Genomic DNA, 25,118 nt, shown 5'->3' on the forward strand with positions numbered 1-25,118 from the left:
GCGCCCGTATTGCATCGGCCCCGCCAACGGCGGGGCGCCCGTGGCAGGCACGGGCGTCAGATGGGAGGAACCGGCGATGTCGGAGCAGGACAGCACACCGGAGGCCGTGGCCGAGACCGCCCCGGTGGAGGGCGCAGCCGAGGGTGTGGTCGAGGAGACGCCGAAGGAGACCGCGCAGGCGACGCCTCCGGCCGTCCCCGTGGCGTCGGACCACCCTGACCGCTGGGGGCGCGTGGACGCCGACGGCACCGTGTACGTGAAGACCGAGGACGGCGAGCGCGCCGTCGGGTCGTGGCAGGCCGGTGAGCCGGTCGAGGGCCTCGCGCACTTCGCGCGGCGCTTCGACGACCTGCGCACCGAGGTCGAGCTGCTCGTCTCGCGGCTCGCGTCCGGCGCCGGCGACCCCAAGCACGCCCTGACCAGCGCGAAGCACGTCAAGGAGCAGCTCGCCGAGGCCGCCGTGGTCGGCGACCTGAAGGCGCTGGCCGCCCGCGTCGAGCACGTGCTGCGGCAGGCCGAGGCCGGCATGGAGAAGGCGAAGGAGGCCAAGGAGGCCGCCCGCGCCCAGTCCGTGGCGCGCAAGCAGGCGCTCGTCGACGAGGCCGAGTCGATCGCGAACGAGTCGACCCAGTGGAAGGTCGCGGGCGACCGGCTGCGCGCGATCCTCGACGAGTGGAAGACCATCCGCGGCGTCGACCGCAAGACCGACGAGCAGCTGTGGCGCCGGTTCTCGAAGGCCCGTGACGCGTTCAACCGCCGTCGCGGCTCGCACTTCGCGGACCTCGACCGCCAGCGCACGGTGGCCAAGTCCTCCAAGCAGGCGCTGGTCGAGGAGGCCGAGAAGCTCGTCGACTCCGACGACTGGGGCCCCACAGCCGGCCGCTACAAGGAGCTCATGGTCGAGTGGAAGGCCGCCGGGCGTGCGCCCAAGGAGGCCGACGACGCGCTCTGGCAGCGGTTCCGCGCCGCGCAGGACGCGTTCTTCCAGCGGCGTTCCGAGGCGTTCAGCGAGCGTGACGCCGAGTTCTCGGCCAACGCGAAGCTGAAGGAGGAGCTGCTCGCCGAGGCCGAGGCGATCGACCCGTCGGCCGACCTCGAGACGGCGCGCCAGCAGCTCTACAAGATCCAGGAGCGCTGGGACGCCATCGGCAAGGTGCCGCGCGAGCGCATCCGCGAGCTCGAGGGCAAGCTCCGCGCGATCGAGGAGAGGGTCCGCAGCGCGGTCGACGCCCAGTGGCGCCGCTCCGACCCCGAGGCCGAGGCCCGCGTGGCGCAGTTCCGCGAGCGCGTGGAGCAGTTCGAGGCGCAGGCCGCCAAGGCCCGTGCCGCGGGCGACAAGCGCCGCACCGAGCAGGCCGAGGCGCAGGCGGCGCAGTGGCGCGAGTGGCTCGCCGCCGCCGAGCAGGCACTGACGACCCGCTAGAGGTTTTGACGTCTGAGGGCCCCTCTCCCGCGCGGAGAGGGGCCCTCAGGTGTCTTCCCGCCGCCGGGCGTTCCTCCGGCGGCGGGAAGAGTGCGTCACAGCTGCGGCGGGCGTGAGGCCGCGATCTTGACCCACTTCACCAGCAGCACGACCACGGCGATCACCGCGATGATCAGCCCGATGCCGGGGCCGGGGCCGATCGTCTTGTTGCTCGTCGTGGTCTGCTGCGTCCAGATCGACAGCACGCCGATGATCGACCCGGCGAACAGCCCGAGCGAGCACACCCACGTGAGGACCCAGCGCCGCACCGCGAGCGTGACGCCCGAGCCGACCACGCCGACGCCGAGGGCGAGGTAGGAGAACAGCGTCGGCAGGAACAGGTCCGCCTCGCCGAGCACCACCTGCAGGCCCGAGTGCTCGCCGATCCACGGCAGCACCAGCGACACCAGGATCGCCAGCACCGCGACCGAGATCGTCAGCGCGCCCGTGCCGGGGTCGATCCTCTTGGCCGCCTGGTGCTCGACCGCGTCGATTTCCTTGCGCAAGAAGTCCTCATCACTCACTGGGCCGCACACCCCGAGACGGCGGGCAGCGGCGCGGGGGCTCCGAACGAGGGCAGACCGAGTCCGATGCCCGCGGTCTTGGGCTTGATGCCGGCCTCGGAGCGGTCACCGGCCTTCGTGCGGCGCCACGACAGCGGTTCCCCGTCCGCGACGAGGTAGTGCGGGGCGGCGTACGTCACGACGGTCTCGACGACGTCGCCGGGACGCGGAACCGTCGCACCGGGCGTGAAGTGCACCAGGCGTCCGTCGCGCGCACGGCCGCTCATGCGCTGCGTCTCGGCGTCGCGCTTGCCCTCGCCGGTGGCGACGAGGACCTCGACGGTGCGGCCCACCTGCTCCTTGTTGAGCGTGTGCGTCATCTCGTTCTGCAGCGCCACGAGCCGGTCGAAGCGCTCCTGCACGACGGCCTTGGGCAGCTGGTCCGGCAGCTCGGCGGCCGGGGTCCCGGGGCGCTTCGAGTACTGGAACGTGAACGCCGACGAGAACCGGGCCTGGCGCACGACGTCGAGCGTGCCCTGGAAGTCCTCCTCGGTCTCGCCGGGGAAGCCGACGATGATGTCGGTGGTGATCGCGGCGTCCGGCATGGCGGCGCGGACCTTGTCGATGATCCCCAGGTACTTCTCCGTGCGGTACGAGCGGCGCATCGCCTTGAGCAGCCGGTCCGAACCGGACTGCAGCGGCATGTGCAGGCTGTGGCACACGTTCGGCGTCTCCGCCATGGCGGCGATGACGTCGTCGGTGAAGTCCTTGGGGTGCGGCGAGGTGAAGCGCACGCGCTCCAGCCCGTCGATGTCACCGCAGGCGCGCAGCAGCTTGCCGAACGCGAGCCTGTCGCCGAACTCGACGCCGTAGGAGTTGACGTTCTGGCCCAGCAGCGTCACCTCCAGCACGCCCTCGTCGACGAGCGTCTGCACCTCGGCCAGCACGTCGCCGGGGCGGCGGTCCTTCTCCTTGCCGCGCAACGACGGCACGATGCAGAACGTGCAGGTGTTGTTGCAGCCCACGGAGATCGACACCCAGCCCGAGTAGGCGGAGTCGCGCGCGGCCGGCAGCGACGACGGGAACGTCTCCAGCGCGTCGAGGATCTCGACCTGCGCCTCGGAGTTGTGGCGGGCGCGTTCGAGCAGCACCGGCAACGAACCGATGTTGTGCGTGCCGAACACGACGTCCACCCACGGGGCGCGCCGGACGATCTCGCTGCGGTCCTTCTGCGCGAGGCAGCCGCCGACCGCGATCTGCATGCCCGGCTTGGCCGCCTTCTGCGGGGCGAGGTGGCCGAGCGTGCCGTAGAGCTTGTTGTCGGCGTTCTCGCGGACGGCGCAGGTGTTGAAGACGACGACGTCGGCCTGTTCGTCCTCGGTCGCCCGCTCGTAGCCCGCGTCCTCGAGCAGACCGGCGAGCCGCTCGGAGTCGTGCACGTTCATCTGACACCCGAACGTGCGGATCTGGAAGCTCTTGCGAACCTGCGCGGTACTCACGCCCAACACGATAACCCCTGGTCAGTGGCCCGAGTCGCGCGGACCGGGCAAAGCCTCGCCGACGAGCGCCGTGACCAGGCGAGACCTTCGTCGGGTGCAACGCCCGCCGGTCCCCGTGGCACGATGCGCTGGTGTTCGGACGAATGCACGCCGCCGTGAGCCTGTTGACCGCCGCAACGGTCCTGACGGGGTGCGGCAGCACGGTGTCGGACATCAAGATCACCATGGCGACCGGCAGCCCCGGCGGCGTCTACTACTCGCTCGGCCGCGGGCTCGCGGACATCTGGAGCGGGCGCCTCGGCATCACGCGTCCCCAGGTCGTCGCGACGGCCGGTTCCAAGGACAACGTCACCCGCCTCATCAACGACCAGGCGCAGGTCGGCTTCTCGCAGGCCGACGCGCTGGAGGGCGTCGCCGGTTCGGACAAGCTCCGTGCCCTGGCCCGCATGCACGACGACTACCTGCAGGTCATCGTCCGCGCCGACCTCCCGGTGACGAAGTTCGCCCAGCTGGACGGCCTGCGCGTGTCGATCGGCGGCCGGGAGTCGGGCGTCGAGATCATCGCGAGCGCGCTGCTCAGGTCGGCGGGCGTCACGCCCCAGGCGGTCAACCTCAACCTCGACGACTCCGCCCAGGCGATGCGCGAGGGCAGGCTCGACGCGTTCTTCTGGTCGGGCGGTCTGCCGACGCAGGCCATCACGGACCTCACCAAGGGGCTCGGCGTGCGGATGCTCGACCTGAGCGACGTGCTGCCGAAGTTCCGCCGCGAGAAACCCGTGTACGGGTCGGCGACGCTGCCCGCGTCCACCTACACCCTGCAGTCCGACCCGGTCGGGCCGGTCATCACCCTCGTCGTGCGCAACTTCCTGCTCGTCAGCGAGAAGATGCCCGACGACGTGGCCGAAGCGCTGGTGCGGCAGCTGTTCGAAGGGCAGCCGGAGCTCGTGAAGGCGCACTCGGCGGCCCGCACGATCGAGCAGCGGTCGGCGATCGAGACGTCACCGGTACCGCTGCACAACGGCGCCATGCGCTACTACCGCGAGAGCAAGATCTGAGCTCCTAGACAGCCGGGAGCTCGACCACGACCTTCAGCCCGCCGTCCTCGGGCGACTCCAGCCGGACGACGCCGTCGACGCGCTCGACGACCAGCCGCACGATCGACAGGCCGAGGCCGGAGCCGGGCACGTTCTGGTGCGCGGGGCTGCGCCAGAACCGGTCGGTGGCGCGTTCGAGCTCCTCGGGCTGCAGGCCGGGCCCGTGGTCGGCGACGGAGAGCCGGACGACGCCGCCGGCCTTGCGGGCGTCGACCACGATCAACGTCCCCTCCGGGGTGAACTTGAGGGCGTTGTCGAGCAACGCGTCCAGGATGGTCTCGACGCCGCGCGGCGGGGCGAGCGCCATGCCGACGCGGTGCCCGTCGAGCACGAGGTGCACCTCCTTGGCGGCGGCCGCCGCCTGCCACGCCGAGAGCCGGGCCGCCACGGACTTGTCGACGTCGACCGGCACCGGGTCCACCGAGCTCGACTCGGCCCGCGCCATGGCGAGCAGCTCGTCGAGGATGCGGTTGAGGCGGTCGGTCTCGCTCAGCGCCTCGACCTGGTGCACCTCGGCCTCGGCGTCGACGTGACCCTCCAGGTTGGACAGACGGAGTTTCAGCGCGGTCAACGGGTTGCGCAGCTGGTGCGAGGCGTCGGCGACGAAGGCCCGCTGGGAGGCGAGCACGTCGCTGACGTTCGCGGCCATCTGATCGAAGGACCGGCTGAGCTGCCTCAGCTCCGGCGGTCCGCTCTCCGCGCCCACCGGCGGCACCGGCCGGCCCGCCACCACGGCGGCGAGGAGCTTGCCCGTCGCGTCGTCGAGGGCCTGCACCGGCCGCAGCGTCCAGCGCACCACCGGCAGCGCCAGCAGCACGGCCAGTGCCAGCACCAGCAGGCTCGCCGCCAGCAGCAGCGCCCACCACGCCAGCACCTCGAAGCGGGTCTTCGCGGTCGGCGAGAACGTGATCACCGCGCCGCGCACCTCGCCGTCGACCAGGACGGGCTCGGCGAGCACCAGCCGTTCGTCGTCCCACGGCATGAACAGCGGCGGCGCGACCGGCAGGCGCCCGGCCAGCGCCTTGCTGACCAGGTCCTGCACGCCGCTCTCGCCGAGCGCGAGGTCGTTGCGCGACGCCACCAGCGGCACCGTCGGCGCGTCACGGGCGACGACGGCCACGCCGATGCCGTAGAGCTCGTCGTAGCGTTCCAGCTCGGGGCGCAGCAGGTCCGGCTTGTCGTCGATCAGCGGCCGCGCGGCGAGCGAGGCGAACCGGCTCGTGTCGGTGAGCCGGTCGAGGAACATCTCCTGCTGCTCCGCGGCCGCCACGCCCCTGCCCAGCGGCACCCCGAGGCCGACGAGCACCAGCACGACCAGTGCGAGCACCACTCCCAGCAGTCGGGACCTCACGAGCCGTCACCCCACCCGACCGCGACACGCCGCGCGAGAATCACTCAATCGAGATCACACCTGCCCCAGCCGGTACCCGACGCCGCGCACGGTCTCCAGCAGCGCGGGCCTGCCGAGTTTGGTCCGCAGCGTGGCGACGTGCACGTCCAGGGTGCGGTTCGCGCCCGACCAGGTGCGTCCCCACACCTCGGCGAGGATCCGCTCCCGCGTGCACACCGCGCCGCCCGCGGCCATGACGAGCGCGAGCACCTGGAACTCCTTGCGCGACAGCGCGACCGACTCCCCGGCGACCGTGACCTCGTGGCGTCCCAGGTCGACCCGCACGTCGCCGGTCTCGAACACCTCCGTGGACGCCGCGCCCACCCCGACCGGGTCGGCGCCGCGGCGGCGGCGCACGGCGTGCACGCGGGCGACGAGCTCCCCCACGTCGTAGGGCTTGACCAGGTAGTCGTCGGCGCCGGCGTGCAGGCCGAGGATCCGGTCGTCGATCTCCCCCCGCGCGGACACCACGATGATCGCGACGTCCGAGGCGGCCCTGATGGCACGGCACAGCGTCACACCGTCCATGTCGGGCAGGCCGAGGTCGAGCAGCACCACGTCGACGCCCGCGAGGCGGTCGAGCGTGCCGCGGCCCGTGGCCTGCCGGTCCACGTGGAAACCCCGTCTGGTCAGGGCTGGGACCAAGGCCTCGGCGACCCTGTCGTCGTCCTCGACGAGCAGCACGCGCACTTTCGCTACCTCCCGGGCAACCGATGTCTGCCTGTGACAGAGTTGAGACCCTAAGTCTTGCTCAATGTCCTGGACTGGTGTGGTGGCGGACACCTAGGTTTCCGCCAACGCCGACGACCCCAAATGGAGGACTGGATGACTGCCGCCTCTGCACCGCCGATGATTCGCGTGGCGGGTGTGGACAAGTTCTTCGGCCCGTTGCACGTGCTCAAGAACGTGCAGCTGGAAGTGCCGAAGGGGCAGGTCGTGGTCGTGCTGGGGCCGTCGGGTTCCGGTAAGTCGACCCTGTGCCGGACCATCAACCGCCTCGAGCCGATCGATTCCGGCGTCATCGAGGTCGACGGCCAGCCGCTTCCCGCCGAAGGAAAAGAACTGGCTCGCCTGCGCGCCGATGTGGGCATGGTGTTCCAGTCGTTCAACCTTTTCGCGCACAAGACCATCGTCGAGAACGTGATGCTCGCGCCGGTGAAGGTCCGCAAGACCCCCGCCGCCGACGCGCGCAAGACCGCGATGGAGCTGCTGGAGCGGGTCGGGATCGCGAACCAGGCCGACAAGTTCCCCGCGCAGCTCTCCGGTGGTCAGCAGCAGCGCGCGGCGATCGCCCGCGCGCTCGCCATGAAGCCCAAGGTGATGCTGTTCGACGAGCCCACCTCGGCGCTCGACCCGGAGATGGTCCAGGAGGTCCTGGACGTCATGACGGGCCTCGCGAAGGACGGGATGACGATGCTCGTCGTCACCCACGAGATGGGCTTCGCCCGCAAGGCCGCGGACCGGGTGATCTTCATGTCCGACGGCGAGGTCGTCGAGGACTCGACCCCGGAGGAGTTCTTCTCGGCCCCGAAGTCCAACCGCGCGAAGGACTTCCTTGGCAAGATCCTGACTCACTAGTAGTCAGCCCACTTTCGAACGGAATGGCAGGAGAAGGACGATGAGGGTTCGCACCCTTGCGGCGGTGCTGCTGACGGGCGCACTGGCCCTGACCGCGTGTGGCAAGGAGGGCAGCCCGACCGACCCGGCGGCGCCCGCCGGCCTGTTCGAGGTCGCCAAGGACGTCAAGGTCGACGGCTCGCCCACGTTCGAGAAGGCGAAGGCGCGCGGCTCGCTGATCGTCGGTGTCAAGGAGGACCAGCCGGGTCTGGGCTACAAGGACCCGACGACCAACAAGTACAGCGGCTTCGACATCGACATCGCGCGCCTGATGTCGGCCAAGCTGGGCTTCGACCCCGAGAAGATCCAGTTCAAGACGATCCAGTCCGCCGCGCGCGAGCAGGCGCTGATCAACGGTGACGTCGACTACTACGTCGGCACCTACACGATCAACGCGGGCCGCAAGGAGAAGGTCGGCTTCGCCGGACCGTACTTCGTCGCCGGTCAGGACCTGCTGGTGAAGAAGGACAACACCGACATCACCGGCCCGGAGACCCTCAAGGGCAAGAAGGTCTGCTCGGTCACCGGCTCCACCCCGGTGAAGAAGATCCGCGAGAACGGCTACACCGAGCCGGAGAACATCCTGGAGTTCCAGGGCTACTCGCAGTGCGTCACCAAGCTGCTCAACGGTGAGATCGACGCGGTCACCACGGACGACGCGATCCTCAAGGGCTACGCCTCCGCCGAGGAGGGCAAGCTGAAGGTCGTCGGCAAGACGTTCTCCAGCGAGCCGTACGGCATCGGCGTCCCCAAGGAGGACACGGCCCTGCGCACGAAGTTCAACGACATCCTGCAGGCCTCGCTCGACGACGGCACGTGGCAGAAGATCTACGACGGCACGCTCGGCAAGTCGGGCTCGTCGGCCCAGAAGCCGACGATCGACCGGTACTGACGGTTCCTCACGTGGCCGGTGGATCCCGCGTGGGTCCACCGGCCGTTCCTTTGAAGGCGGACGGACGGCAAGGAAACCGATGAGCGTCCTCACCAACAACCTAGATCTCTTCCTGTCCACGTTCGGGCAGACCCTCCAGCTGTTCGCGATCTCCGCGGTGCTGTCGCTCGTGCTGGGCACGCTCCTCGCGGCGTTGCGGGTCAGCCCCGTGCCCGTGTTCCGGGGCATCGGTGCCACCTACGTGACGGTGCTGCGCAACACGCCGCTCACGCTGGTGTTCGTGTTCTTCGTCTTCGCGTACCCGTTGCTGGAGATCGTGAAGATCGACGCCTACACCGCGGCTGTCGTGTCCTTGTCGCTCTACACCGCCGCCTTCGTCTGCGAGGTCGTGCGTTCGGGCATCAACACCGTGCCGGTCGGCCAGGCCGAGGCGTCGCGCGCGCTCGGTCTCACGTTCACGCAGATGCTCGGGAACGTGGTGCTGCCGCAGGCGCTGCGTTCGGTCGTGCCGCCGATGACGAGCACGATGATCGCGTTGCTGAAGAACACGACGGTCGCGTCCGGTTTCGCCGTCGTGCAGGCGGGCTCGATCCGCGACTCGCTGTCGGAGCAGGGTGAGAACGTCCTGCTCGGACTCCTGTGGGTGGCGGTCGGGTTCGTGATCCTGGTGATGCCGCTGACGTACGTGCAGCAGGTCTTCGAGAAGCGGTGGAGCGTGGCCCGATGAGCATGGTGCTGTTCGACATCCCCGGCCCGAAGGCCCGCGTCCGGCACAGGATCATGGCCGTCGTCGGCATCGCGGCCGCCGTCGCCGCGGTCGCGTACGTGGCCATGCGGTTCATCGCCACCGACCAGTTCTCCTCGCGCAGGCTCGACTGGATCAACTACAAGCAGATCCAGCTCTCCCTGCTCGAGGCGATCGGCAACACGCTCACCGCGTTCGCCGCCGGAGCGGTGCTGGCACTGCTGTTCGGCGCGATCTTCGCGGCGGCGCGGCTGTCCGACCACGCGTGGGTGCGCGGGCCGGCCGCGGTGGTCGTCGAGATCTTCCGCGCGATCCCGCTCGTGATCATGATGTTCTTCTTCTACTACGGCCTTCCCGTGGCCGGGGTGAAGCTGAGCGCGTTCACGGCGGTCGTCATCAGCCTGATGCTCTACAACGGCTCGGTGCTCGCGGAGATCTTCCGCGCGGGCATCAACTCGCTGCCGAAGGGCCAGAGCGAGGCCGCGTACGCGCTGGGCATGCGCAAGACGCAGGTGATGACGTTCGTGCTGCTGCCGCAGGCGTTGCGGGCGATGATGCCGACCATCATCAGCCAGCTCGTCGTGCTGCTCAAGGACACCGCGCTCGGCTTCCTCATCACGTTCGAGGAGCTGCTGCGCTGGGGCACGCGCATCGGCAACGACGCGCCGAACTTCGGCCGCCCGATGATCTCGGTCATGATCGTGGTCGCGCTGATCTACATCGGACTGTGCCTGTTGCTGTCGTGGTTCGCGAACTACCTCGAGAAGCGCAACCGCCGCAACAAGAAGGTCATCCACCTCGACGACGGCAAGGCCGCGCAGGTCCAGGTCGCCGAATCCGCCGCCGCTTCCGCCTGAGCGGCACCGCTCGGAGCCGGGACCGGGTGTACCGGGGCGTGTCCACATCGGACACGCCCCGTTCGCTTTCCCGGGCGGTGTCAGACGTTCCAGTCGACGACACCGGCCCAGTCGGGGTCCTGCTCCCCCACGACGTCGAGGCAGAACGTGGTGCCGGCGCGCAGACCGGCGCCGAGCAGCCGCCGTGAGCGGTCTCCGGCGGGGAACAGCACGGGGCTGCCCGCCAGCCGGTCGCCGCCGCGCCACCGGATCTCCAGGTCGACCGGGCTGGCCGTGACGCGGAGCCAGACTTCCGAGCCGTCGACGGTGACCGTGCGGGCGGCGAGCAGGTCTGCCGATGCGGTGCGCATGCAGCGGAACGTAGCGGCGGGAGCGGAACCCGGTCGTCTCACGGGGAGTGGATCTCCTGTCAACTTTCGCGGTACGCTCGTGGTGGGGGAATCTTCCGCGGTGACGTCACATGAATGAGGGACGTCGTGGCGCGCGTGCTTGTGGTCGACGACCAGCCGTTGTTCCGTGCGGGCCTGGTCGCGTTGCTGAACGCTTCACCTGATCTCACCGTCGTCGGCGAGGCCGCGGACGGCCACACCGCCGCGCTCCTGGCCGAGTCGTCGCGCCCGGACGTGGTCCTGGTGGACATCCGCCTGCCGGGCACGGCCGCGCTGAAGCGGGCCGCGGCCTCGGCGCGGGTGCTGGTCCTGACGACGTTCGACCTCGACGAGCACGTGCACGAGGCGTTGCGGCTGGGCGCGGCCGGGTTCGTGCTGAAGGAGTCCGAGCCGGCCAGGCTGATCGCCGCGATCACCGCCGTCGCCTCGGGCGAGATGCAGTTCAGCCCCACGGTGATGCGCAGACTCGTGGCGGCCTACCTGCGCGGTGACGCGGCGGTGCCGCCGTGGTGCCCGGTGGGCCTGGACGAGCTCACGGGCCGCGAACGTGAGGTGCTGAGGCTGGTCGGCACGGGCCTGACGAACACGGCCATCGCGGCCAGGCTGACGGTCGCGGAGGGCACGGTGAAGACGCACCTCAACCGCGTGATGACGAAGCTGCGGCTGACCAGCCGGGCCCAGGCCGTGGTGATGGCGTACGAGTCCGGGCTGGTCGTGCCGCAGGCCTTCGCTAGGACCGCTTGAACAGCTTGTTGCCGAGCCACACGATCGGGTCGTACTTGCGGTCGGCGACGCGCTCCTTCATGGGGATGAGCGCGTTGTCGGTGATGTGGATGTGCTCGGGACAGACCTCGCTGCAGCACTTGGTGATGTTGCAGTAGCCGAGCCCGTGCTCGTCCTGGGCCTGGTCGACGCGGTCCGCGGTGTCGAGCGGGTGCATCTCCAGTTCCGCGACCCGCATGAGGAACCGCGGCCCCGAGAACGCCTCCTTGTTCTCCTCGTGGTCACGGATCACGTGGCAGGTGTTCTGGCACAGGAAGCACTCGATGCACTTGCGGAACTCCTGCGAGCGCTCGACGTCGACCTGCTGCATCCGGTACTCGCCTGGCGCCAGGTCCTTCGGCGGCGCGAACGACGGGACCTCGCGCGCCTTGGTGTAGTTGTAGGACACGTCGGTCACGAGGTCGCGGATGATCGGGAACGTCCGCATGGGCGTGACCGTGATCGTCTCCGACTCCTCGAAGATCGACATTCGGGTCATGCAGAGCAGGCGCGGCCGTCCGTTGATCTCAGCGGAGCACGAGCCGCACTTGCCCGCCTTGCAGTTCCACCGCACCGCGAGGTCCGGTGCCTGCGTGGCCTGCAGCCGGTGGATGATGTCGAGGACGACCTCGCCCTCGTTGACCTCGACGGTGAAGTCCTCCAGCGCGCCACCGGAGTCGTCACCGCGCCACACCCGGAACTTCCCCTGGTAGCTCATGCCAACTCCTCGGCGGTGAGGTACTTCTCCAGTTCGGTGCGGTCGAACAGGTCCAGCAGGTCGGGCCGGATCGGGATCTGCGGCTTCTCCTCGACGCGCACGCCCTCGCCGGAGGTCGTGCACACCAGCAGCTTCCGGCGCCACTCGGAGTCCATCGACGGGTGGTCGTCGCGGGTGTGGCCGCCGCGGGACTCCGTGCGCAGCAACGCCGCCTTCGCGACGCACTCCGACACGAGCAGCATGTTGCGCAGGTCGAGCGCGAGGTGCCAGCCGGGGTTGAACTGCTGGTGGCCCTCGACGGTCAGCGACCGGGCGCGTTCCTTGAGCTTCTCCAGTCGCTGCAACGCCTCCTCCATCTCACCGGCGCGGCGGATGATGCCGACGAGGTCGTTCATCGACTGCTGCAGCTCCATGTGCAGCGTGTACGGGTTCTCGCCGCCCTCGTGCTGGAACGGTTTGAGCGCCGTGGCCCGCGCCTCGGTGACGGCCTCCTCGGCCACGACGGGCCGGTCGCCGAGCGCGCGCACGTACTCCGCGGCACCCGCCCCGGCGCGCCGGCCGAACACCAGCAGGTCGGACAACGAGTTGCCGCCCAGCCGGTTCGAGCCGTGCATGCCGCCGGAGACCTCACCGGCCGCGAAGAGCCCCGGTACGGAGGAGGATCCGGTGTCCGGGTCGACCTCGACACCGCCCATCACGTAGTGGCAGGTCGGGCCGACCTCCATGGGCTGCGCGGTGATGTCCACGTCGGCCAGTTCCTTGAACTGGTGGTGCATGGACGGCAGCCGGCGGCGGATCTCCTCGGCGGGCAGGCGCGTGGACACGTCGAGGAAGACGCCTCCGTGCGGTGATCCCCGGCCCGCCTTCACCTCGGAGTTGATCGCGCGGGCGACCTCGTCACGCGGCAGCAGCTCCGGTGGGCGCCGGTTGTTCGCCTGGTCGGTGTACCAGCGGTCGGCCTCCTCCTCGTTGTCGGCGTACTTGTCCTTGAACACCTCGGGGATGTAGTCGAACATGAACCGCTTGCCGTCGGAGTTGCGGAGCACACCGCCGTCACCGCGGACGGACTCGGTGACGAGGATGCCCTTGACCGACGGCGGCCAGACCATGCCGGTGGGGTGGAACTGGATGAACTCCATGTTGATCAGCGAGGCCCCCGCGCGCATCGCGAGCGCGTGGCCGTCGCCGGTGTACTCCCAGGAGTTCGAGGTGACCTTGAAGGACTTGCCGATGCCGCCGGTCGCGAGGATCACCGCGGGTGCCTCGAACAGCACGAACCGGCCGGACTCGCGCCAGTAGCCGAACGCGCCGGCGATCCTGTCCCCGTCCTTCGCGAGCTCGGTGACGGTGAACTCCTGGAACACCCGCAGGCGTGCCTCGTAGTCGCCGAACTCCTTGAAGTCGTCCTGCTGCAACGACACGATCTTCTGCTGCAGCGTGCGGATCAGCTCGAGGCCGGTGCGGTCGCCGACGTGGGCGAGGCGCGGGTACTCGTGGCCGCCGAAGTTGCGCTGCGAGATGCGGCCGTCCTTGGTGCGGTCGAACAGCGCGCCGTAGGTCTCGAGCTCCCAGACCCGTTGCGGCGCCTCCTGGGCGTGCAGCTCGGCCATGCGCCAGTTGTTGAGGAACTTGCCCCCGCGCATGGTGTCGCGGAAGTGGACCTGCCAGTTGTCGCTCTCGTTCGCGTTGCCCATGGCGGCGGCGATCCCGCCCTCGGCCATGACGGTGTGGGCCTTGCCGAACAACGACTTGCAGAGAACGGCGGTGCGCAGGCCGTGCTCACGGGCCTCGATCGCGGCACGCAGACCGGCACCACCCGCGCCGATCACGAGAACGTCGAACGAATGCCTTTCCAGCTCGGGCAAAACCACTCCTTAGTCGATGAAGCGGAGGTCGGAGATCGTTCCCGAGGCGACCAGCGCGACGTACAGGTCCGTGAGGCAGACGAAGATCAGCGAAGCCCAGGCGAGCTGCATGTGCCGGTTGTTGAGCTTCGAGATCTGCGTCCATGCCCAATAGCGGACCGGGTGCTTGGAGAAGTGCTTGAGGCGTCCGCCCGCGATGTGGCGGCACGAGTGGCACGACAACGTGTACGCGGCGAGCAGGCCGACGTTGACGAGCAGGATGATGTTGCCCAGGCCCAGGCCGGTGCCGAACGCGAGCACCGCGTCGTAGATGTTGATCAGCAGCAGGAGTGAGGCCGCGTAGAAGAAGTAGCGGTGCAGGTTCTGGGCGATGAGCGGGAACCGGGTCTCGCCGGTGTACTTGCCGTGCGGCTCGGCCACGGCGCACGCGGGCGGTGACGCCCAGGCCGCGCGGTAGTAGGCCTTGCGGTAGTAGTAGCAGGTGATCCGGAAGCCCAGCAGGAACGGGATGATCAGCAGCGGCGGGGTCAGGAAGCCGGGCAGCGCCGGGAACCACTGGCCGAAGTGCGACGCCGCCGGGATGCACTCCTCGGTGAGGCACGGCGAGTACATCGGTGTGAGGTAGTGGTACTGGTCGACCCAGTAGTAGTCCCCCTGGAACGTGCGGAAAGCCGCGTAGATCGAGATGAGCAGCAGGCCGACGAATGTCGTCAGCGGTGGCAGCCACCATCGGTCCGTGCGCAGAGTCCTGGCGGCGATCTCTGCCCTCGCCATTGCTCACCTTTCTGGGGGTCCACGTCGTTGTGGAGGAACACACACGGCCCCCGCGTCAGGCGGGGGCCGTGTGATCAGCTCGGCTCAGGTCCGGTGCCGGTAGCCACCGAGTCCTTCGTCGTCCGCGTCCTTCCAGAGCGACTCGTCGTAGGGCGTGTCGGGCACGACCACGACCTCGCGTTCCAAGCGGGGCGCTTCGCGCTGCCTCGGGGTGCTGAGGTCGACGAGTTCGGTGGCGTCTATGTCCATGCGCTCGACGTCGTTGGCGAGTCGCTGCACGGCTGCCACATCGCCGTACCTGGCGCGCAGGTTGCTGACGACGTGCCGCATCTGACCGATGACCCGGCGCAACTCGACGATCTCCGTGGAGTTCATGGGACACCTCCGTTCCAAGGTCGTGCCCCGCACTCTGCCCAATCTCAAGCGATGTGACAAGCACCACACGCCAAGATTCACAACTGGTTCCAGACCAGTTACTGAATCGTTTTTGTGTCTACGACCAGCCATGACTTACTGTGTGTGGCGTCACGCCCGTCCGTGGGACGCCACCGTTGTCGTCTCGTGAGGGCCCCACCACGGCCCGTGATGACCCGGAGACCCCCATGACCGAACTGCATCCTGTTCTGACCGAGGTGACACGCCGGATCGCCGCCCGGAGCGCCGATACCCGCCGCGTGTACCTCGAACGCGTGGCGGCCGCCGCGCAGGACGGAACGTCCCGGTCCGGCTTCGCGTGCAGCAACCTGGCGCACGGCTTCGCCGGAATCACCGGCGGCGACAAGGCGGCGCTGCGCGCGCTGCGCAAGTCCAACGTCGCGATCGTGTCGTCCTACAACGACATGCTCTCGGCCCACCAGCCGTTCCAGGAGTACCCGGCCTGGATCAAGGACGCCGTGCGCTCCGTCGGTGGCGTCTCCCAGTTCGCGGGCGGCGTGCCGGCCATGTGCGACGGCATCACGCAGGGCCGTGACGGCATGGAGCTGTCGCTGTTCAGCCGGGACGTGATCGCGATGTCCACCGGCGTCGCCCTGTCGCACGAGATGTTCGACGCCGCCGTCCTGCTGGGCGTGTGCGACAAGATCGTGCCCGGCCTGCTGATCGGCGCGCTGTCGTTCGGCCACCTGCCGTCGATCCTGGTGCCCGCCGGTCCGATGGCGTCCGGCCTGTCGAACAAGGAGAAGGCCCGCGTCCGGCAGCTGTACGCCGAGGGCAAGGCCTCCCGCGAGGACCTGCTGGAGGCCGAGGCGGCCTCGTACCACTCGCCCGGCACCTGCACCTTCTACGGCACCGCGAACTCGAACCAGATGGTCGTCGAGGTCATGGGCCTGCACCTGCCGGGCGCCTCGTTCGTGCCGCCGGGCACGACGCTGCGCCGCGCCCTGACCGAACACGCGGGCCGCCGCGCCGTCGAGATGGCCAAGGGCGAGGGCTACACCCCGATCGCGCACATCGTCGACGAGAAGGCCGTGGTCAACGGCGTCGTCGCCCTGCTCGCCACCGGTGGTTCCACGAACCACACCATGCACCTCGTCGCTATCGCCGCAGCCGCGGGCATCGAGCTGAGCTGGGACGACTTCTCGGACCTGTCGTCGGTCGTGCCGCTCATCGCGCGGGTCTACCCGAACGGCGGCGCCGACATCAACCACTTCCAGGCCGCGGGCGGCGTCCAGTTCGTCGTTGGCACGCTCCTCGACGCCGGACTCCTGCACGCCGACGTCACCACGGTCGTCGGCCACGGCCTCGACCGCTACCGCCAGGAACCGGTGCTGGCCGACGGCGAGCTGATCTGGGTCGACGGCCCGGGTCGTTCGCTGGACACCGACGTGCTGCGCCCCGCTTCGGACCCGTTCGCCTCCGACGGCGGCCTGCGCATGCTGTCCGGCAACCTCGGCCGTTCGGTCATCAAGGTGTCGGCGGTGGCGGCGGAAAACCACGTCGTCGAGGCCCCGGCCCGCGTCTTCACCACGCAGGAGTCGTTCCAGGAGGCCTTCAAGGCGGGCGAGCTCGACCGCGACGTGGTCGTCGTGGTCCGCCAGCAGGGCCCCCAGGCCAACGGCATGCCCGAGCTGCACAAGCTGACGCCGCCTCTCGGCGTGCTGATGGACCGCGGCTACAAGGTCGCCCTCGTGACCGACGGCCGCATGTCCGGCGCCTCGGGCAAGATCCCGGCCGCGATCCAGCTGACCCCGGAAGCCGCGATCGGCGGCCCGCTCGGCCGGGTCCGCGACGGCGACGTCGTCCGGCTCGACGCCACCGCCGGCACCCTGGAGGTCCGGGTGTCCGCCGAGGAGCTGGCGTCACGCCCGCTCGTCGACTTCCCGCCGTCGAGCCACGAGTGGGCGGGCACGGGACGCGAGCTGTTCGCCGCCCTGCGCCGTACCGTCGGACCCGCCGACCGCGGCGCGACGGTGTTCGGCCCGATCACCGCCGACCACTTCGCCCCGGTCACCCACCACTGACCCCCCAACCCCATCCACCGCCGATATATTACTTTCACACCACCGCTGACCTGCCCCTTAGCAATGGCTCTTTGGAATTCGTCCGCAAAAGACTCGTTGCAAAGGGGCGGCGACGCCCGACCCGCCGTCCTCGTGGACGAACTCGAAGCACCCTCGTTCTTCTCACCGCCGCCACTCGTCATCCACCTTTGCAACGAGTCTTTTGACTTCGTCCGCAAACGTTTTTTGCATCCGGGTGAGGTGGCGGGCAGTGAGATCAGGGACAGCAGGGCGACGGTCGGCCCGGCGGTGTGCGATATATCGGTTTCCGATCACCAGATCTGCCAAGGAGTGACACCGTGACCAACGGCGCGACCACCGGAGCCGACCTGCTTGCGCTCTCGCCCGTCATCCCCGTCGTCGTGGTCGACGACGCCGACCACGCGGTGCCGCTCGCCCGGGCACTGCTGCGCGGCGGCGTGCGCGTCATCGAGCTCACGCTGCGCACCCCGGCCGCGCTCGCCGCGATCGAGAACGTCGCGCGTGAGGTGCCGGAGATCGTGATCGGCGCGGGCACCGTCACGGCGCCCGAGCACGCCGAGCAGGCCGCGAAGGCCGGGGCGGCGTTCCTCGTCACGCCCGGCACGACCGACCGCGTGCTCGACGCCGCCGACGCGACCGGGCTGCCGTACCTGCCGGGTGCGGCGACGGTGTCCGAGGTGATGCGGCTGGCCGAGCGCGGGCTGGACGCGCTCAAGTTCTTCCCGGCCGAGGCCGCGGGTGGCGTCGACTACCTGAAGTCGATCGGCGGCCCGATTCCGCACATCAGGTTCTGCCCGACCGGCGGCATCACGCCCCAGACGGCGCCGAAGTACCTCGCGTTGCCGAACGTCGGCTGCGTCGGCGGCTCGTGGCTCGCCCCGAAGGACGCCCTCCAGGCGGGCGACTGGGACCGCGTCGAGACGCTCGCCCGCGAGGCGTCGCAGCTGGGGTGACCCGTCCTGCCCGTCGGCAGGACCACAGGGCGGCGACGAGCTCGGCACGTCCGTGGATGCCGAGCGTGCGGTAGGCGCTCGACAGGTGCAGCTCCACCGTGCGACGGGTCAGGTGCGGGGTCTCGGCGAGCACGTCGTCAGTGCTGATGTTCAGGTCAAAGGCCTGCCGCAGGTGCGGGGCCGCCACGTTGACGCGGCCCTTGCGGCACAGATGGTGGCTTAGCCCGGCTTGAAGATCAGCCGGCGTGAGTGCGCGACGAGGTGTCGACTCGCTCGACGACGTGCGCCTCGGTGGGGTCGACCGCCTCCCACTTGCCGACGAGCCGGTCGATCACGGCGGCCGGCACCGGTTCGGGACGCGAGCGGTTGCGCGCGTGGATCACGTCCCGCGGTGCCTCCAGCCCGACCAGGGTGATCCGCGCGCGGTAGTCGGCGGCGAGTCCGATGCACCGGTCGCGCAGTTGCCGGGAGGTGTTGGTCGCGTTCCAGACGAACCGCTCCCCCGCCCTCAGCAGCGTCCGCGCCTCCTCGAACGCCGCGGCGGCCACCGGTCGCTGGTCACCGTCGGGGGCGATGCCGAGCCTGGACCGCACCGCGTCGAGGCTCACCACGGTCCAGCCAGGCCGGTGTGCGGCGATCCAGTGGTCCTTGCCGACACCGGGCAGGCCGGACAGCACCGTCACCTCGACGCGCGTGTCGTCGTAGGCGTCGTAGTCCGGGTCGCGGCCGGGTGTGCGGAAGTACTGGAACCTCGCGTGGTCGGATGGGAAGGCGCGCGGGTGGTCGAGGCAGTCGCGTTCGCGGCAGTACTCCTCGAACAGCGCGATGTTCTCCAGCACCGCGTCGGCGTCCTGGCAGATCCGGCCGAGGATGTCGGCGCGGGCGAGCGTCGCCAGGTCGTCGTTGCGCGCGAGCAGGCTCACCCGGAACGCGATGCGGTCGAGGTCCGGGCGTTCCAGCGCCCAGAATGGCACCTGGTGGTGCCGCACCAGCGCGGCGACGTGCTCGCGCCAGGCGATCGGGCGGCCCATCTCCCACAGGACCCTGCGCGCCAGCAGGTCGCCGGCGCGGGAGTGCCCGTGGGCGGTGACGCGGCCGTCCGCGGTCTGGGTGCGGAACGGTTTCGCGGAGTCGTGCAGCAGCACCGTCGCGAACAGCCGCACCCGGTCGGCTTCCGGGCGCGCCCGCCACTCCGGCAGGGACACCAGCGCCTCGCACGCCATCCGCGTGTGCGTGGCGACGTCGCCCTCCGCGTGGTGCACCGGGTCCTGCGGCACGCCCTCCATGGCGCGCACCCAGGGGAACGCCGACCGGACGGCGTCCCAGTCGAGAGTCCACTTCGGACCGACAGGGCAGAGTTGCTCAAACACGGGTCACCACCTGGTTCGGCAGGATCGGGCGGTCCTGCCAGTGGCTTCCGGAGTCGAGCACGGCCGTGTGGAACGTCGGCCGCACCCACTTGTAGCGCTCGACCGTGCGACCGTCCTCCTCCACCTTGATGTAGAGGCCTTCCATGTCGTCGTCCGGATCCGTCTCCGCGACAACGACCTGCGGGTTCTGCCCGGCCGAGCGCGCGGCTTCGACCAGGGCGTCACGCCACCGCGGGGTGCGGCAGGTGGACGGACCGAGCAACGCGGTCAGGTCCTTCAGCTTCCCCAGCGGTCCCTCGTGCAGCACCGGCACGGAGACGACCGGGGTGCCTTCGAGCAGCCGCCGGCGTTCCGGTGTGGACAGGAACTCGCCGGTCGTGCGGTCGAGCAGGTCGAACTCGCAGAAGTGGTGCGGCAGCGCGTCGTAGAACACGGTGTGCTTGGCGTAGAGCCATTCCCCGTAAAGCACGTAACGGGTTCCGAGCCTCTCCCACAGCACGCCCTGATGCGTTGCGGCCCACGCCTTCAGCGGCGCGAACTGCCGTTCGCGGGGCCCGCCTGCCAGGAAGTGGCCGCGTGACTGCAACTTCAGCACACCGCCGGAGTCGAAGCTGATGCCCGCGTTGGCACCGTCGAGCTTCTCCTCGACGACGAGGTGCCGTCCCGCGATCGCGCGGAACGGCACTTGGTCGAGGTCCTCGTCGCCCGGCTGCAGGCGCGAGCCCTCGAGGTGGGGCGTTCGCGGGTACTTGCGCAACATGCCCGATTTGTAGCCCGTCCACGTGCCTGCGGGCGAACGGTTTACGCCTGCCCGACGAACGCCGCCTTGGCGGAGTTGAAGGTCGGCTCGAACACGAGCTGCATCTCACCGGGCTGAGCGCCGACCGCGTAGGCGACGTGGAAGGTGTAGGTCTTGCCCGGCAGCACGGTCGCCGAGTCGAACGTGCTGTCGCAGCCGCCGCTGGCGTCGAAGATCATGGTCGCCTTCTGCCCGTTGAACTGCGCGTCGGTGCCGACCGACATCAGCGCGGTCTCGAACGCGGCGCTCGTCCCGTTGGTGATGGTGATCTCGAACTTCACCGCGCGGGCGATGTTCGCCGGTGCCGCGTACTCGCCGGGCGTGCACGCGGCCGGTGCGGCGACGTCGACCGAGAGGCCGTTCTCCCACGTGTACCGCTTGCCCCAGGTCGGGTTCTCGACGGCGGCGTCCTGCTCGGCGGTCTCGCCCGCGACACCGGTCTGCACCTGGTTCGTGCCGCCGCCGAGGATCTTGTCGAGCTCCGCGACCGCGGCCTGCTGCGCCACCACGGTCAGCCCGATCGCCGCGACGCACAGGAGGATGCCGATGATCGCGACGACCTTGCGGGTGCCGAACAACGCGACGACGCCGAGCACGAGCCCGATGAACGCGGCGATGGCGGTGAGGTTGTTGAGGAGGATGACCCACGAGCAAACAACGCCGACGATCCCGAGGATCAACGCCGTCCAGGCGAGCGCACCGAACTTCGCGGGCTTCGGAGGTGCGAGCGGGGGCTGGGCGTGGACGGGTGGCGTCGTGTAGGTCATCAAGGCTCCTGGCGGTTGCGATGTGTGATCACCACGTCGAGTAGTCCGCTTCACCCGTTAGCCCGCCCCGGACACCGCCACTCGATCGAGTTACCAGCGGCTTGTCAGTCGGCTTCTATCGGTAGCGGAGCCGCTACGATCCGTACAGGATCGGTGCTGGACGCCATCCCTGAAAGGACACGCGCACATGGCACGACGACTCGTCGGAACCCTGCTCGCGGCGATCGCCGCCCTCGGCGTGACGACGGCACCCGCCCAGGCCGCCGCCGACTTCACCGGCGTCGTGGCGCTGGACAACTGCTCCGGCTCCGTGGTCCGCCTGCCCGGTTCGGCGCCGGGGGACAAAGCACTGGTCCTCACGAACGGCCACTGCGTCGAGCTGATGAAGGCCGGCCAGGTGATCGTCGACCGGACGGTGACCCGCAACTTCAAGCTGCTCAACGGTTCCGGCTCGGACATTGCGACGGTGAAGAGCAGCAAGCTCCTCTACGCGACGATGACCGGCACCGACGCCGCGCTCTACCAGCTGACCACGACCTACCAGCAGCTCGAGCAGCAGTACGGCAGCCGCGCGCTGGAACTGTCCGCCTCGCGCCCGGTCGCCGGGGCGGAGATCCGGATCGTCTCCGGCTATTGGAAGCGGATCTACTCCTGCCGGATCGACGGGTTCGTCCACCAGGTCAGGGAGGCGTCCTGGACCTGGCGCGACTCGCTGCGCTACACGCCGTCGTGCAACACCATCGGCGGCACCTCGGGCTCGCCGATCATCGACAACGCGAGCGGCAAGGTCGTCGGCGTCAACAACACCGGCAACGAGAGCGGCGGCCGCTGCACGATGAACAACCCGTGCGAGGTCGACGCCTCCGGCGCGATCACCGTGCGCAAGGGCATCAACTACGGCCAGCAGACGTACGGCCTCGTCTCCTGCTTCGGTCCGGGCACGACGCTGAACCTGTCGCTGCCCGGCTGCGAGGTCGCGAAGCCCTGACGACGGCGAAAGCCGGGACGCCCCTGCCCGCGTCCCGGCTTTCGCGTTCTCCCCCTACTTCGCGACGCGCACGATCAGGTCGGCCACCGTCTCGGGCTGCGACACCGCGATCGAGTGCGAGGCGCCCCGGACCTCGACGACCGCGCGGGCGTGGGCGCGTTCGGCCATCCACTTCTGCGCGGCGATCGGGATGTTCTTGTCCTTGCCCGCCACCACGAAGTACGACGGGATGGCGTGCCACGCGGGGTCGCCGGCCTTCTCGGTCAGCGCGGTGTCGTTGACCGGGCGCTGGGTCGCCGCCGCCAGGGTCGCGTCCTTGCGCGGGACGTCGGCCGCGAACTGCTGCCAGTACTTGTCCTGCTGGATCACGAGGTCCTTGCTGCCGTCACCGATGTCGATGGTCGACAGGGTGTCGCCCAGCGTGCTGCCGGGGAACTTGTTCGACAGCTCGAGGGCGCTCTCGCCCTTCTCCGGTGCGAACGCCGCGACGTAGACCAGCGCCTTCACCTTCGGGTTGCCCAGCGCGGCCTGCGACTGGACCATGCCGCCGTAGGAGTGTCCCGCGAGGACGATCGGCCCGTCGATGGTGGCGAGGACCTTGCGCAGGTACTCGGCGTCACCGGTGAGCGACCGCAGCGGGTTCGCCACCGCGACGACCGGGAAACCCTTGCGCTGCAACCGTTCCACGACACCGTTCCAACTGGACGCATCGGCGAACGCGCCGTGCACCAGCACGACGGTCGGCTTCTTCGAGCCCTGCTCCCGAGTGTCCTGCTCCTGGGCGCCCTCCGCGGCACCGGCACCGGACGGAACGACAGCGGCCAGCGCCAGCAGCGTGCCCAGAACGGCGAACACCTTACGAACTCGCATTGGTCTCTCACTCTCTCGTCGGGCACCGTGTCAGCGGTGCATCGCGCTCGATTAGGTCGTGCACGATGCAAGTTACCGGACGAGGTACCTCGTACGCGATGTGTTTCAGCTCACTGGCGCTCGGCGCCGAGCTTCACGCGCTGCAGGGCCTTGCGGAGAACGGCGATCTCCTCGACGGTCATACCGAGCGCCTTGCCGAGCTGGCTGAACATCTCGGCACCGATCCACCGCAGGTCACGACCCTTGTCGGTGAGCTGGACGAGCACGGACCGCTCGTCGTCGGGGTGCGTGACGCGCAGCAGCAGACCGCTCTTCTCCAGCCGTTTGATCAACGGCGAGAGGGTGCTGTACTCGAGGTCCAGCTCCCGCACGAGCTCCCGGATCGGCCTCGAGTCCCGCTCCCACAGCAGCAGCATCACCAGGAACTGCGGGTAGGTGATGCCCGCCTTGTCCAGGATCGGCCGGTAGAAGCCGGTGACCGCCCGCGACGTCGTGTAGAGGTCGAAGCAGAGCAGGTCGGAGACCGTGGGGGTCACGGCGGACGGCGCGTCGGGAGTAGTGCTCACGCGTTTCAGGCTACTCGGGACCAACCGGTCAAGCGGCGAGATCGGTTACGGGCGCCCCGAAGAGGCGGAACCGGGGTCCGCCCCGGCCACCACCTCGCGCCGGACCGCGGACATGAGCCAGGCCGGTCGCGGCCTGGCCGCTACCAGGGTTCGTCCAGCGCCGAGGCCTGGGTGCCGGCGTTGCGCAACTCGTCGCGCACCACCCGGTAGGCGAGGCCTTCCGCGTACCCCTTGCGCGCCAACGCACCCACGAGCCGGCGGATCTTCGTCGTCTCGTCCACACCGGACAGGGTGCGCAGGCGTTTGCGGACGAGTTCGCGAGCCCGGTCTTCCTCGGCCTCGTCGTCGACCGCGGCCACGGCCTCGGCGACCACCTCGTCCGCCACGCCCTTGCGGCGCAGTTCCACGGCGAGGGCGCGGCGGCCCAGGCCGTTGTACGTGTGGCGGGAGCGGACCCACATCTCGGCGAACTGCGCGTCGTCGATCAGGCCGGCGCGGTCGAACTTGCCGAGGACGACCTCGGCGGCGCCGGCGCTGATCCCCTTGCGCAGCAGGGCGTCGTGCAGCTCCTGCCGCGAGCGGGCCCGGGCGGTGAGCAGCGCGTAGCAGATGTCCCGCGCCTTGCGCTGCTCCTCAGCCTCGTCCAACCCGGAACCTCTCAGAACTCGACCGGCGCGGCGGGAGCCGTCTCGTCGGCGTCGAGGGTGGCGCCGATGCCGAGCTTGTCCTTGATGCGCTTCTCGACCTCGTTCGCGATGTCCGGGTTGTCCAGCAGGAACTTGCGGGCGTTCTCCTTGCCCTGGCCCAGCTGGTCGCCCTCGTAGGTGTACCAGGCACCGGACTTGCGCAGGATGCCCTGGTCGACGCCCATGTCGATGAGCGAGCCCTCGCGGCTGACGCCCTTGCCGTAGAGGATGTCGAACTCGGCCTGCTTGAACGGCGGCGCGACCTTGTTCTTCACGACCTTGACCCTGGTGCGGTTGCCGACGGGCTCGCCGCCGTCCTTCAGGGTCTCGATGCGGCGCACGTCCAGACGCACGGAGGCGTAGAACTTCAGCGCCTTACCACCGGTCGTGGTCTCCGGGGAGCCGAACATCACGCCGATCTTCTCGCGCAGCTGGTTGATGAAGATCGCGGTGGTGTTGGACGCGTTGAGCGCACCGGTGATCTTGCGCAGCGCCTGGCTCATCAGGCGGGCCTGCAGACCGACGTGGTTGTCGCCCATCTCGCCCTCGATCTCGGCGCGCGGCACAAGGGCGGCGACCGAGTCGATGACGAGGATGTCGAGCGCGCCGGAGCGGACCAGCATGTCCGCGATCTCGAGCGCCTGCTCACCGGTGTCGGGCTGGGAGACCAGCAGCGCGTCGGTGTCGACGCCCAGCTTCTTCGCGTACTCCGGGTCGAGGGCGTGCTCCGCGTCGATGAACGCGGCGATGCCGCCGGCCTTCTGGGCGTTCGCGACGGCGTGCAGGGCGACGGTGGTCTTACCGGAGGACTCGGGACCGTAGATCTCGACGACGCGACCCCTCGGCAGACCGCCGATGCCGAGCGCCACGTCCAGCGCGATCGCGCCGGTCGGGATCACCTCGATCGGGGCACGGCCCTCCTCGCCGAGGCGCATCACGGAGCCCTTGCCGAACTGCTTGTCGATCTGCGCCAGGGCCAGCTCGAGCGCTTTGTCCCGGTCGGGTGCTGCGGGTGCCATCTTGGGTCCACCTTTTGTCGTCTGCCGTTGCTTCGTCATGTTGGACCTGACGC

At 69.5% G+C, this 25,118-nt stretch carries 26 protein-coding genes; 10 read left to right on the forward strand and 16 right to left on the reverse strand.

The annotated features are described in order from the left end of the window. Positions 1–76: 76 nt before the first annotated feature. Positions 77–1,423 (forward strand): DUF349 domain-containing protein, encoded by a 1,347-nt coding sequence (locus tag L6E10_RS29365; RefSeq protein ID WP_236223408.1) that lies wholly within the window; start codon positions 77–79, stop codon positions 1,421–1,423. Between the two features lie 95 nt (positions 1,424–1,518). Here L6E10_RS29365 and L6E10_RS29370 read toward each other — a convergent pair whose 3' ends face one another. Both L6E10_RS29370 and miaB read right to left on the reverse strand, forming a co-directional pair. Next, complete coding sequence (locus L6E10_RS29370; protein WP_236223409.1) at positions 1,519–1,968, reverse strand: hypothetical protein; 450 nt, start codon at positions 1,966–1,968, stop codon at positions 1,519–1,521. A 14-nt stretch (positions 1,969–1,982) separates the two neighbouring features. Next, complete coding sequence (miaB, locus tag L6E10_RS29375; RefSeq protein WP_308102906.1) at positions 1,983–3,464, reverse strand: tRNA (N6-isopentenyl adenosine(37)-C2)-methylthiotransferase MiaB; 1,482 nt, start codon at positions 3,462–3,464, stop codon at positions 1,983–1,985. Positions 3,465–3,595: 131 nt separating this feature from the next. On the opposite strand from miaB, the gene L6E10_RS29380 reads away from it, so the two are divergent. Next, positions 3,596–4,519: a TAXI family TRAP transporter solute-binding subunit gene (locus L6E10_RS29380; RefSeq protein ID WP_236223410.1), complete on the forward strand. Its 924-nt coding sequence runs from the start codon at positions 3,596–3,598 to the stop codon at positions 4,517–4,519. Positions 4,520–4,523: 4 nt separating this feature from the next. On the opposite strand, the gene L6E10_RS29385 is transcribed toward L6E10_RS29380, so the two are convergent. Continuing rightward, positions 4,524–5,909, reverse strand: a complete 1,386-nt coding sequence (locus L6E10_RS29385) for a HAMP domain-containing sensor histidine kinase (protein WP_236223411.1) — start codon at positions 5,907–5,909, stop codon at positions 4,524–4,526. A 54-nt stretch (positions 5,910–5,963) separates the two neighbouring features. After that, positions 5,964–6,638 carry a response regulator transcription factor gene (locus L6E10_RS29390; RefSeq protein ID WP_089924238.1) on the reverse strand — a complete coding sequence of 225 codons (675 nt, stop codon included), beginning with the start codon at positions 6,636–6,638 and terminating at the stop codon, positions 5,964–5,966. A gap of 159 nt (positions 6,639–6,797) precedes the next feature. On the opposite strand from L6E10_RS29390, the gene L6E10_RS29395 reads away from it, so the two are divergent. From L6E10_RS29395 to L6E10_RS29410, 4 genes are all read left to right on the forward strand, one after another. Then, on the forward strand, positions 6,798–7,526 hold the full coding sequence (locus L6E10_RS29395; RefSeq protein ID WP_176960056.1) for an amino acid ABC transporter ATP-binding protein: 729 nt from the start codon (positions 6,798–6,800) through the stop codon (positions 7,524–7,526). A gap of 40 nt (positions 7,527–7,566) precedes the next feature. After that, positions 7,567–8,457, forward strand: coding sequence for a glutamate ABC transporter substrate-binding protein (locus L6E10_RS29400; RefSeq protein ID WP_236223412.1), 891 nt, complete (start codon positions 7,567–7,569; stop codon positions 8,455–8,457). A gap of 79 nt (positions 8,458–8,536) precedes the next feature. Continuing rightward, on the forward strand, positions 8,537–9,184 hold the full coding sequence (locus tag L6E10_RS29405; RefSeq protein WP_090102762.1) for an amino acid ABC transporter permease: 648 nt from the start codon (positions 8,537–8,539) through the stop codon (positions 9,182–9,184). Further along, positions 9,181–10,059, forward strand: coding sequence for an amino acid ABC transporter permease (locus tag L6E10_RS29410; RefSeq protein ID WP_236223413.1), 879 nt, complete (start codon positions 9,181–9,183; stop codon positions 10,057–10,059). The genes L6E10_RS29405 and L6E10_RS29410 overlap by 4 nt, the downstream gene beginning before the upstream one ends. 80 nt (positions 10,060–10,139) lie before the next feature. On the opposite strand, the gene L6E10_RS29415 is transcribed toward L6E10_RS29410, so the two are convergent. Further along, a complete protein-coding gene (locus L6E10_RS29415; RefSeq protein ID WP_236223414.1) occupies positions 10,140–10,409 on the reverse strand; it encodes a hypothetical protein in 270 nt (89 codons plus the stop codon). 126 nt (positions 10,410–10,535) lie between these two features. Here L6E10_RS29415 and L6E10_RS29420 point away from each other — a divergent pair, with 126 nt between their 5' ends. Continuing rightward, positions 10,536–11,192 carry a response regulator transcription factor gene (locus L6E10_RS29420; protein WP_236223415.1) on the forward strand — a complete coding sequence of 219 codons (657 nt, stop codon included), beginning with the start codon at positions 10,536–10,538 and terminating at the stop codon, positions 11,190–11,192. Here the strand turns inward: L6E10_RS29420 and L6E10_RS29425 are convergent. From L6E10_RS29425 to L6E10_RS29440, 4 genes are all read right to left on the reverse strand, one after another. Then, positions 11,179–11,928: a succinate dehydrogenase/fumarate reductase iron-sulfur subunit gene (locus L6E10_RS29425; protein WP_236223416.1), complete on the reverse strand. Its 750-nt coding sequence runs from the start codon at positions 11,926–11,928 to the stop codon at positions 11,179–11,181. The two genes, L6E10_RS29420 and L6E10_RS29425, sit on opposite strands and share 14 nt — an antisense overlap. Next, positions 11,925–13,793, reverse strand: a complete 1,869-nt coding sequence (locus L6E10_RS29430; RefSeq protein ID WP_236223417.1) for a fumarate reductase/succinate dehydrogenase flavoprotein subunit — start codon at positions 13,791–13,793, stop codon at positions 11,925–11,927. Before L6E10_RS29430 ends, L6E10_RS29425 begins: the two co-directional genes overlap by 4 nt. A 9-nt stretch (positions 13,794–13,802) precedes the next feature. Next, positions 13,803–14,567 (reverse strand): hypothetical protein, encoded by a 765-nt coding sequence (locus tag L6E10_RS29435; RefSeq protein WP_236223418.1) that lies wholly within the window; start codon positions 14,565–14,567, stop codon positions 13,803–13,805. 84 nt (positions 14,568–14,651) lie between these two features. After that, positions 14,652–14,942: a hypothetical protein gene (locus tag L6E10_RS29440; protein ID WP_236223419.1), complete on the reverse strand. Its 291-nt coding sequence runs from the start codon at positions 14,940–14,942 to the stop codon at positions 14,652–14,654. A gap of 227 nt (positions 14,943–15,169) precedes the next feature. Here L6E10_RS29440 and edd point away from each other — a divergent pair, with 227 nt between their 5' ends. Beyond that, complete coding sequence (edd, locus tag L6E10_RS29445; protein ID WP_236223420.1) at positions 15,170–17,026, forward strand: phosphogluconate dehydratase; 1,857 nt, start codon at positions 15,170–15,172, stop codon at positions 17,024–17,026. A gap of 338 nt (positions 17,027–17,364) precedes the next feature. Further along, positions 17,365–18,000 carry a bifunctional 4-hydroxy-2-oxoglutarate aldolase/2-dehydro-3-deoxy-phosphogluconate aldolase gene (gene eda / locus L6E10_RS29450; RefSeq protein WP_236223421.1) on the forward strand — a complete coding sequence of 212 codons (636 nt, stop codon included), beginning with the start codon at positions 17,365–17,367 and terminating at the stop codon, positions 17,998–18,000. Between the two features lie 236 nt (positions 18,001–18,236). Here eda and L6E10_RS29455 read toward each other — a convergent pair whose 3' ends face one another. Genes L6E10_RS29455 through L6E10_RS29465 form a run of 3 tightly spaced genes read right to left on the reverse strand, consistent with a single transcriptional unit; the run spans position 18,237 to position 20,936 of the window. Continuing rightward, positions 18,237–19,370 carry an AAA family ATPase gene (locus tag L6E10_RS29455; RefSeq protein ID WP_236223422.1) on the reverse strand — a complete coding sequence of 378 codons (1,134 nt, stop codon included), beginning with the start codon at positions 19,368–19,370 and terminating at the stop codon, positions 18,237–18,239. After that, the gene (locus L6E10_RS29460) at positions 19,363–20,130 is read right to left on the reverse strand and encodes an RNA ligase family protein (RefSeq protein ID WP_236223423.1); all 768 of its coding nucleotides are present in this window, start codon (positions 20,128–20,130) and stop codon (positions 19,363–19,365) included. Before L6E10_RS29460 ends, L6E10_RS29455 begins: the two co-directional genes overlap by 8 nt. A 41-nt stretch (positions 20,131–20,171) precedes the next feature. Further along, positions 20,172–20,936, reverse strand: a complete 765-nt coding sequence (locus L6E10_RS29465; protein WP_236223424.1) for a hypothetical protein — start codon at positions 20,934–20,936, stop codon at positions 20,172–20,174. Positions 20,937–21,123: 187 nt separating this feature from the next. Here L6E10_RS29465 and L6E10_RS29470 point away from each other — a divergent pair, with 187 nt between their 5' ends. Continuing rightward, positions 21,124–21,924, forward strand: a complete 801-nt coding sequence (locus L6E10_RS29470) for a serine protease (protein ID WP_236223425.1) — start codon at positions 21,124–21,126, stop codon at positions 21,922–21,924. Positions 21,925–21,978: 54 nt separating this feature from the next. On the opposite strand, the gene L6E10_RS29475 is transcribed toward L6E10_RS29470, so the two are convergent. The 4 genes from L6E10_RS29475 to recA all read right to left on the reverse strand — a co-directional run bounded on the left by L6E10_RS29475 (position 21,979) and on the right by recA (position 25,065). Further along, complete coding sequence (locus L6E10_RS29475; protein ID WP_236223426.1) at positions 21,979–22,794, reverse strand: alpha/beta fold hydrolase; 816 nt, start codon at positions 22,792–22,794, stop codon at positions 21,979–21,981. A gap of 110 nt (positions 22,795–22,904) precedes the next feature. After that, entirely contained in the window at positions 22,905–23,360 is a 456-nt protein-coding gene (locus L6E10_RS29480; protein ID WP_236223427.1) for a MarR family winged helix-turn-helix transcriptional regulator, read from the reverse strand. A 140-nt stretch (positions 23,361–23,500) separates the two neighbouring features. Then, a complete protein-coding gene (locus tag L6E10_RS29485) occupies positions 23,501–24,007 on the reverse strand; it encodes a regulatory protein RecX (protein WP_236223428.1) in 507 nt (168 codons plus the stop codon). 11 nt (positions 24,008–24,018) lie between these two features. Next, positions 24,019–25,065 (reverse strand): recombinase RecA, encoded by a 1,047-nt coding sequence (recA, locus tag L6E10_RS29490; protein WP_236223429.1) that lies wholly within the window; start codon positions 25,063–25,065, stop codon positions 24,019–24,021. Positions 25,066–25,118 lie beyond the last annotated feature (53 nt).

Source organism: Lentzea sp. CC55, assembly GCF_021056325.1.
Lineage (GTDB): Bacteria > Actinomycetota > Actinomycetes > Mycobacteriales > Pseudonocardiaceae > Lentzea > Lentzea jiangxiensis.

What these genes read in the sequence shown, in the direction of transcription:
- L6E10_RS29425 (WP_236223416.1), bottom strand. Translation starts at nt 11,928, where the DNA reads ATGAGCTACCAGGGGAAGTTCCGGGTGTGGCGCGGTGACGACTCCGGT.
- L6E10_RS29410 (WP_236223413.1), top strand. Translation starts at nt 9,181, where the DNA reads ATGAGCATGGTGCTGTTCGACATCCCCGGCCCGAAGGCCCGCGTCCGG.
- L6E10_RS29475 (WP_236223426.1), bottom strand. Translation starts at nt 22,794, where the DNA reads ATGCGAGTTCGTAAGGTGTTCGCCGTTCTGGGCACGCTGCTGGCGCTG.
- L6E10_RS29470 (WP_236223425.1), top strand. Translation starts at nt 21,124, where the DNA reads ATGGCACGACGACTCGTCGGAACCCTGCTCGCGGCGATCGCCGCCCTC.
- L6E10_RS29440 (WP_236223419.1), bottom strand. Translation starts at nt 14,942, where the DNA reads ATGAACTCCACGGAGATCGTCGAGTTGCGCCGGGTCATCGGTCAGATG.
- L6E10_RS29405 (WP_090102762.1), top strand. Translation starts at nt 8,537, where the DNA reads ATGAGCGTCCTCACCAACAACCTAGATCTCTTCCTGTCCACGTTCGGG.
- L6E10_RS29435 (WP_236223418.1), bottom strand. Translation starts at nt 14,567, where the DNA reads ATGGCGAGGGCAGAGATCGCCGCCAGGACTCTGCGCACGGACCGATGG.
- L6E10_RS29465 (WP_236223424.1), bottom strand. Translation starts at nt 20,936, where the DNA reads ATGACCTACACGACGCCACCCGTCCACGCCCAGCCCCCGCTCGCACCT.
- L6E10_RS29415 (WP_236223414.1), bottom strand. Translation starts at nt 10,409, where the DNA reads ATGCGCACCGCATCGGCAGACCTGCTCGCCGCCCGCACGGTCACCGTC.
- edd (WP_236223420.1), top strand. Translation starts at nt 15,170, where the DNA reads ATGACCGAACTGCATCCTGTTCTGACCGAGGTGACACGCCGGATCGCC.
- recA (WP_236223429.1), bottom strand. Translation starts at nt 25,065, where the DNA reads ATGGCACCCGCAGCACCCGACCGGGACAAAGCGCTCGAGCTGGCCCTG.
- L6E10_RS29400 (WP_236223412.1), top strand. Translation starts at nt 7,567, where the DNA reads ATGAGGGTTCGCACCCTTGCGGCGGTGCTGCTGACGGGCGCACTGGCC.
- L6E10_RS29365 (WP_236223408.1), top strand. Translation starts at nt 77, where the DNA reads ATGTCGGAGCAGGACAGCACACCGGAGGCCGTGGCCGAGACCGCCCCG.
- L6E10_RS29460 (WP_236223423.1), bottom strand. Translation starts at nt 20,130, where the DNA reads ATGTTGCGCAAGTACCCGCGAACGCCCCACCTCGAGGGCTCGCGCCTG.
- L6E10_RS29395 (WP_176960056.1), top strand. Translation starts at nt 6,798, where the DNA reads ATGATTCGCGTGGCGGGTGTGGACAAGTTCTTCGGCCCGTTGCACGTG.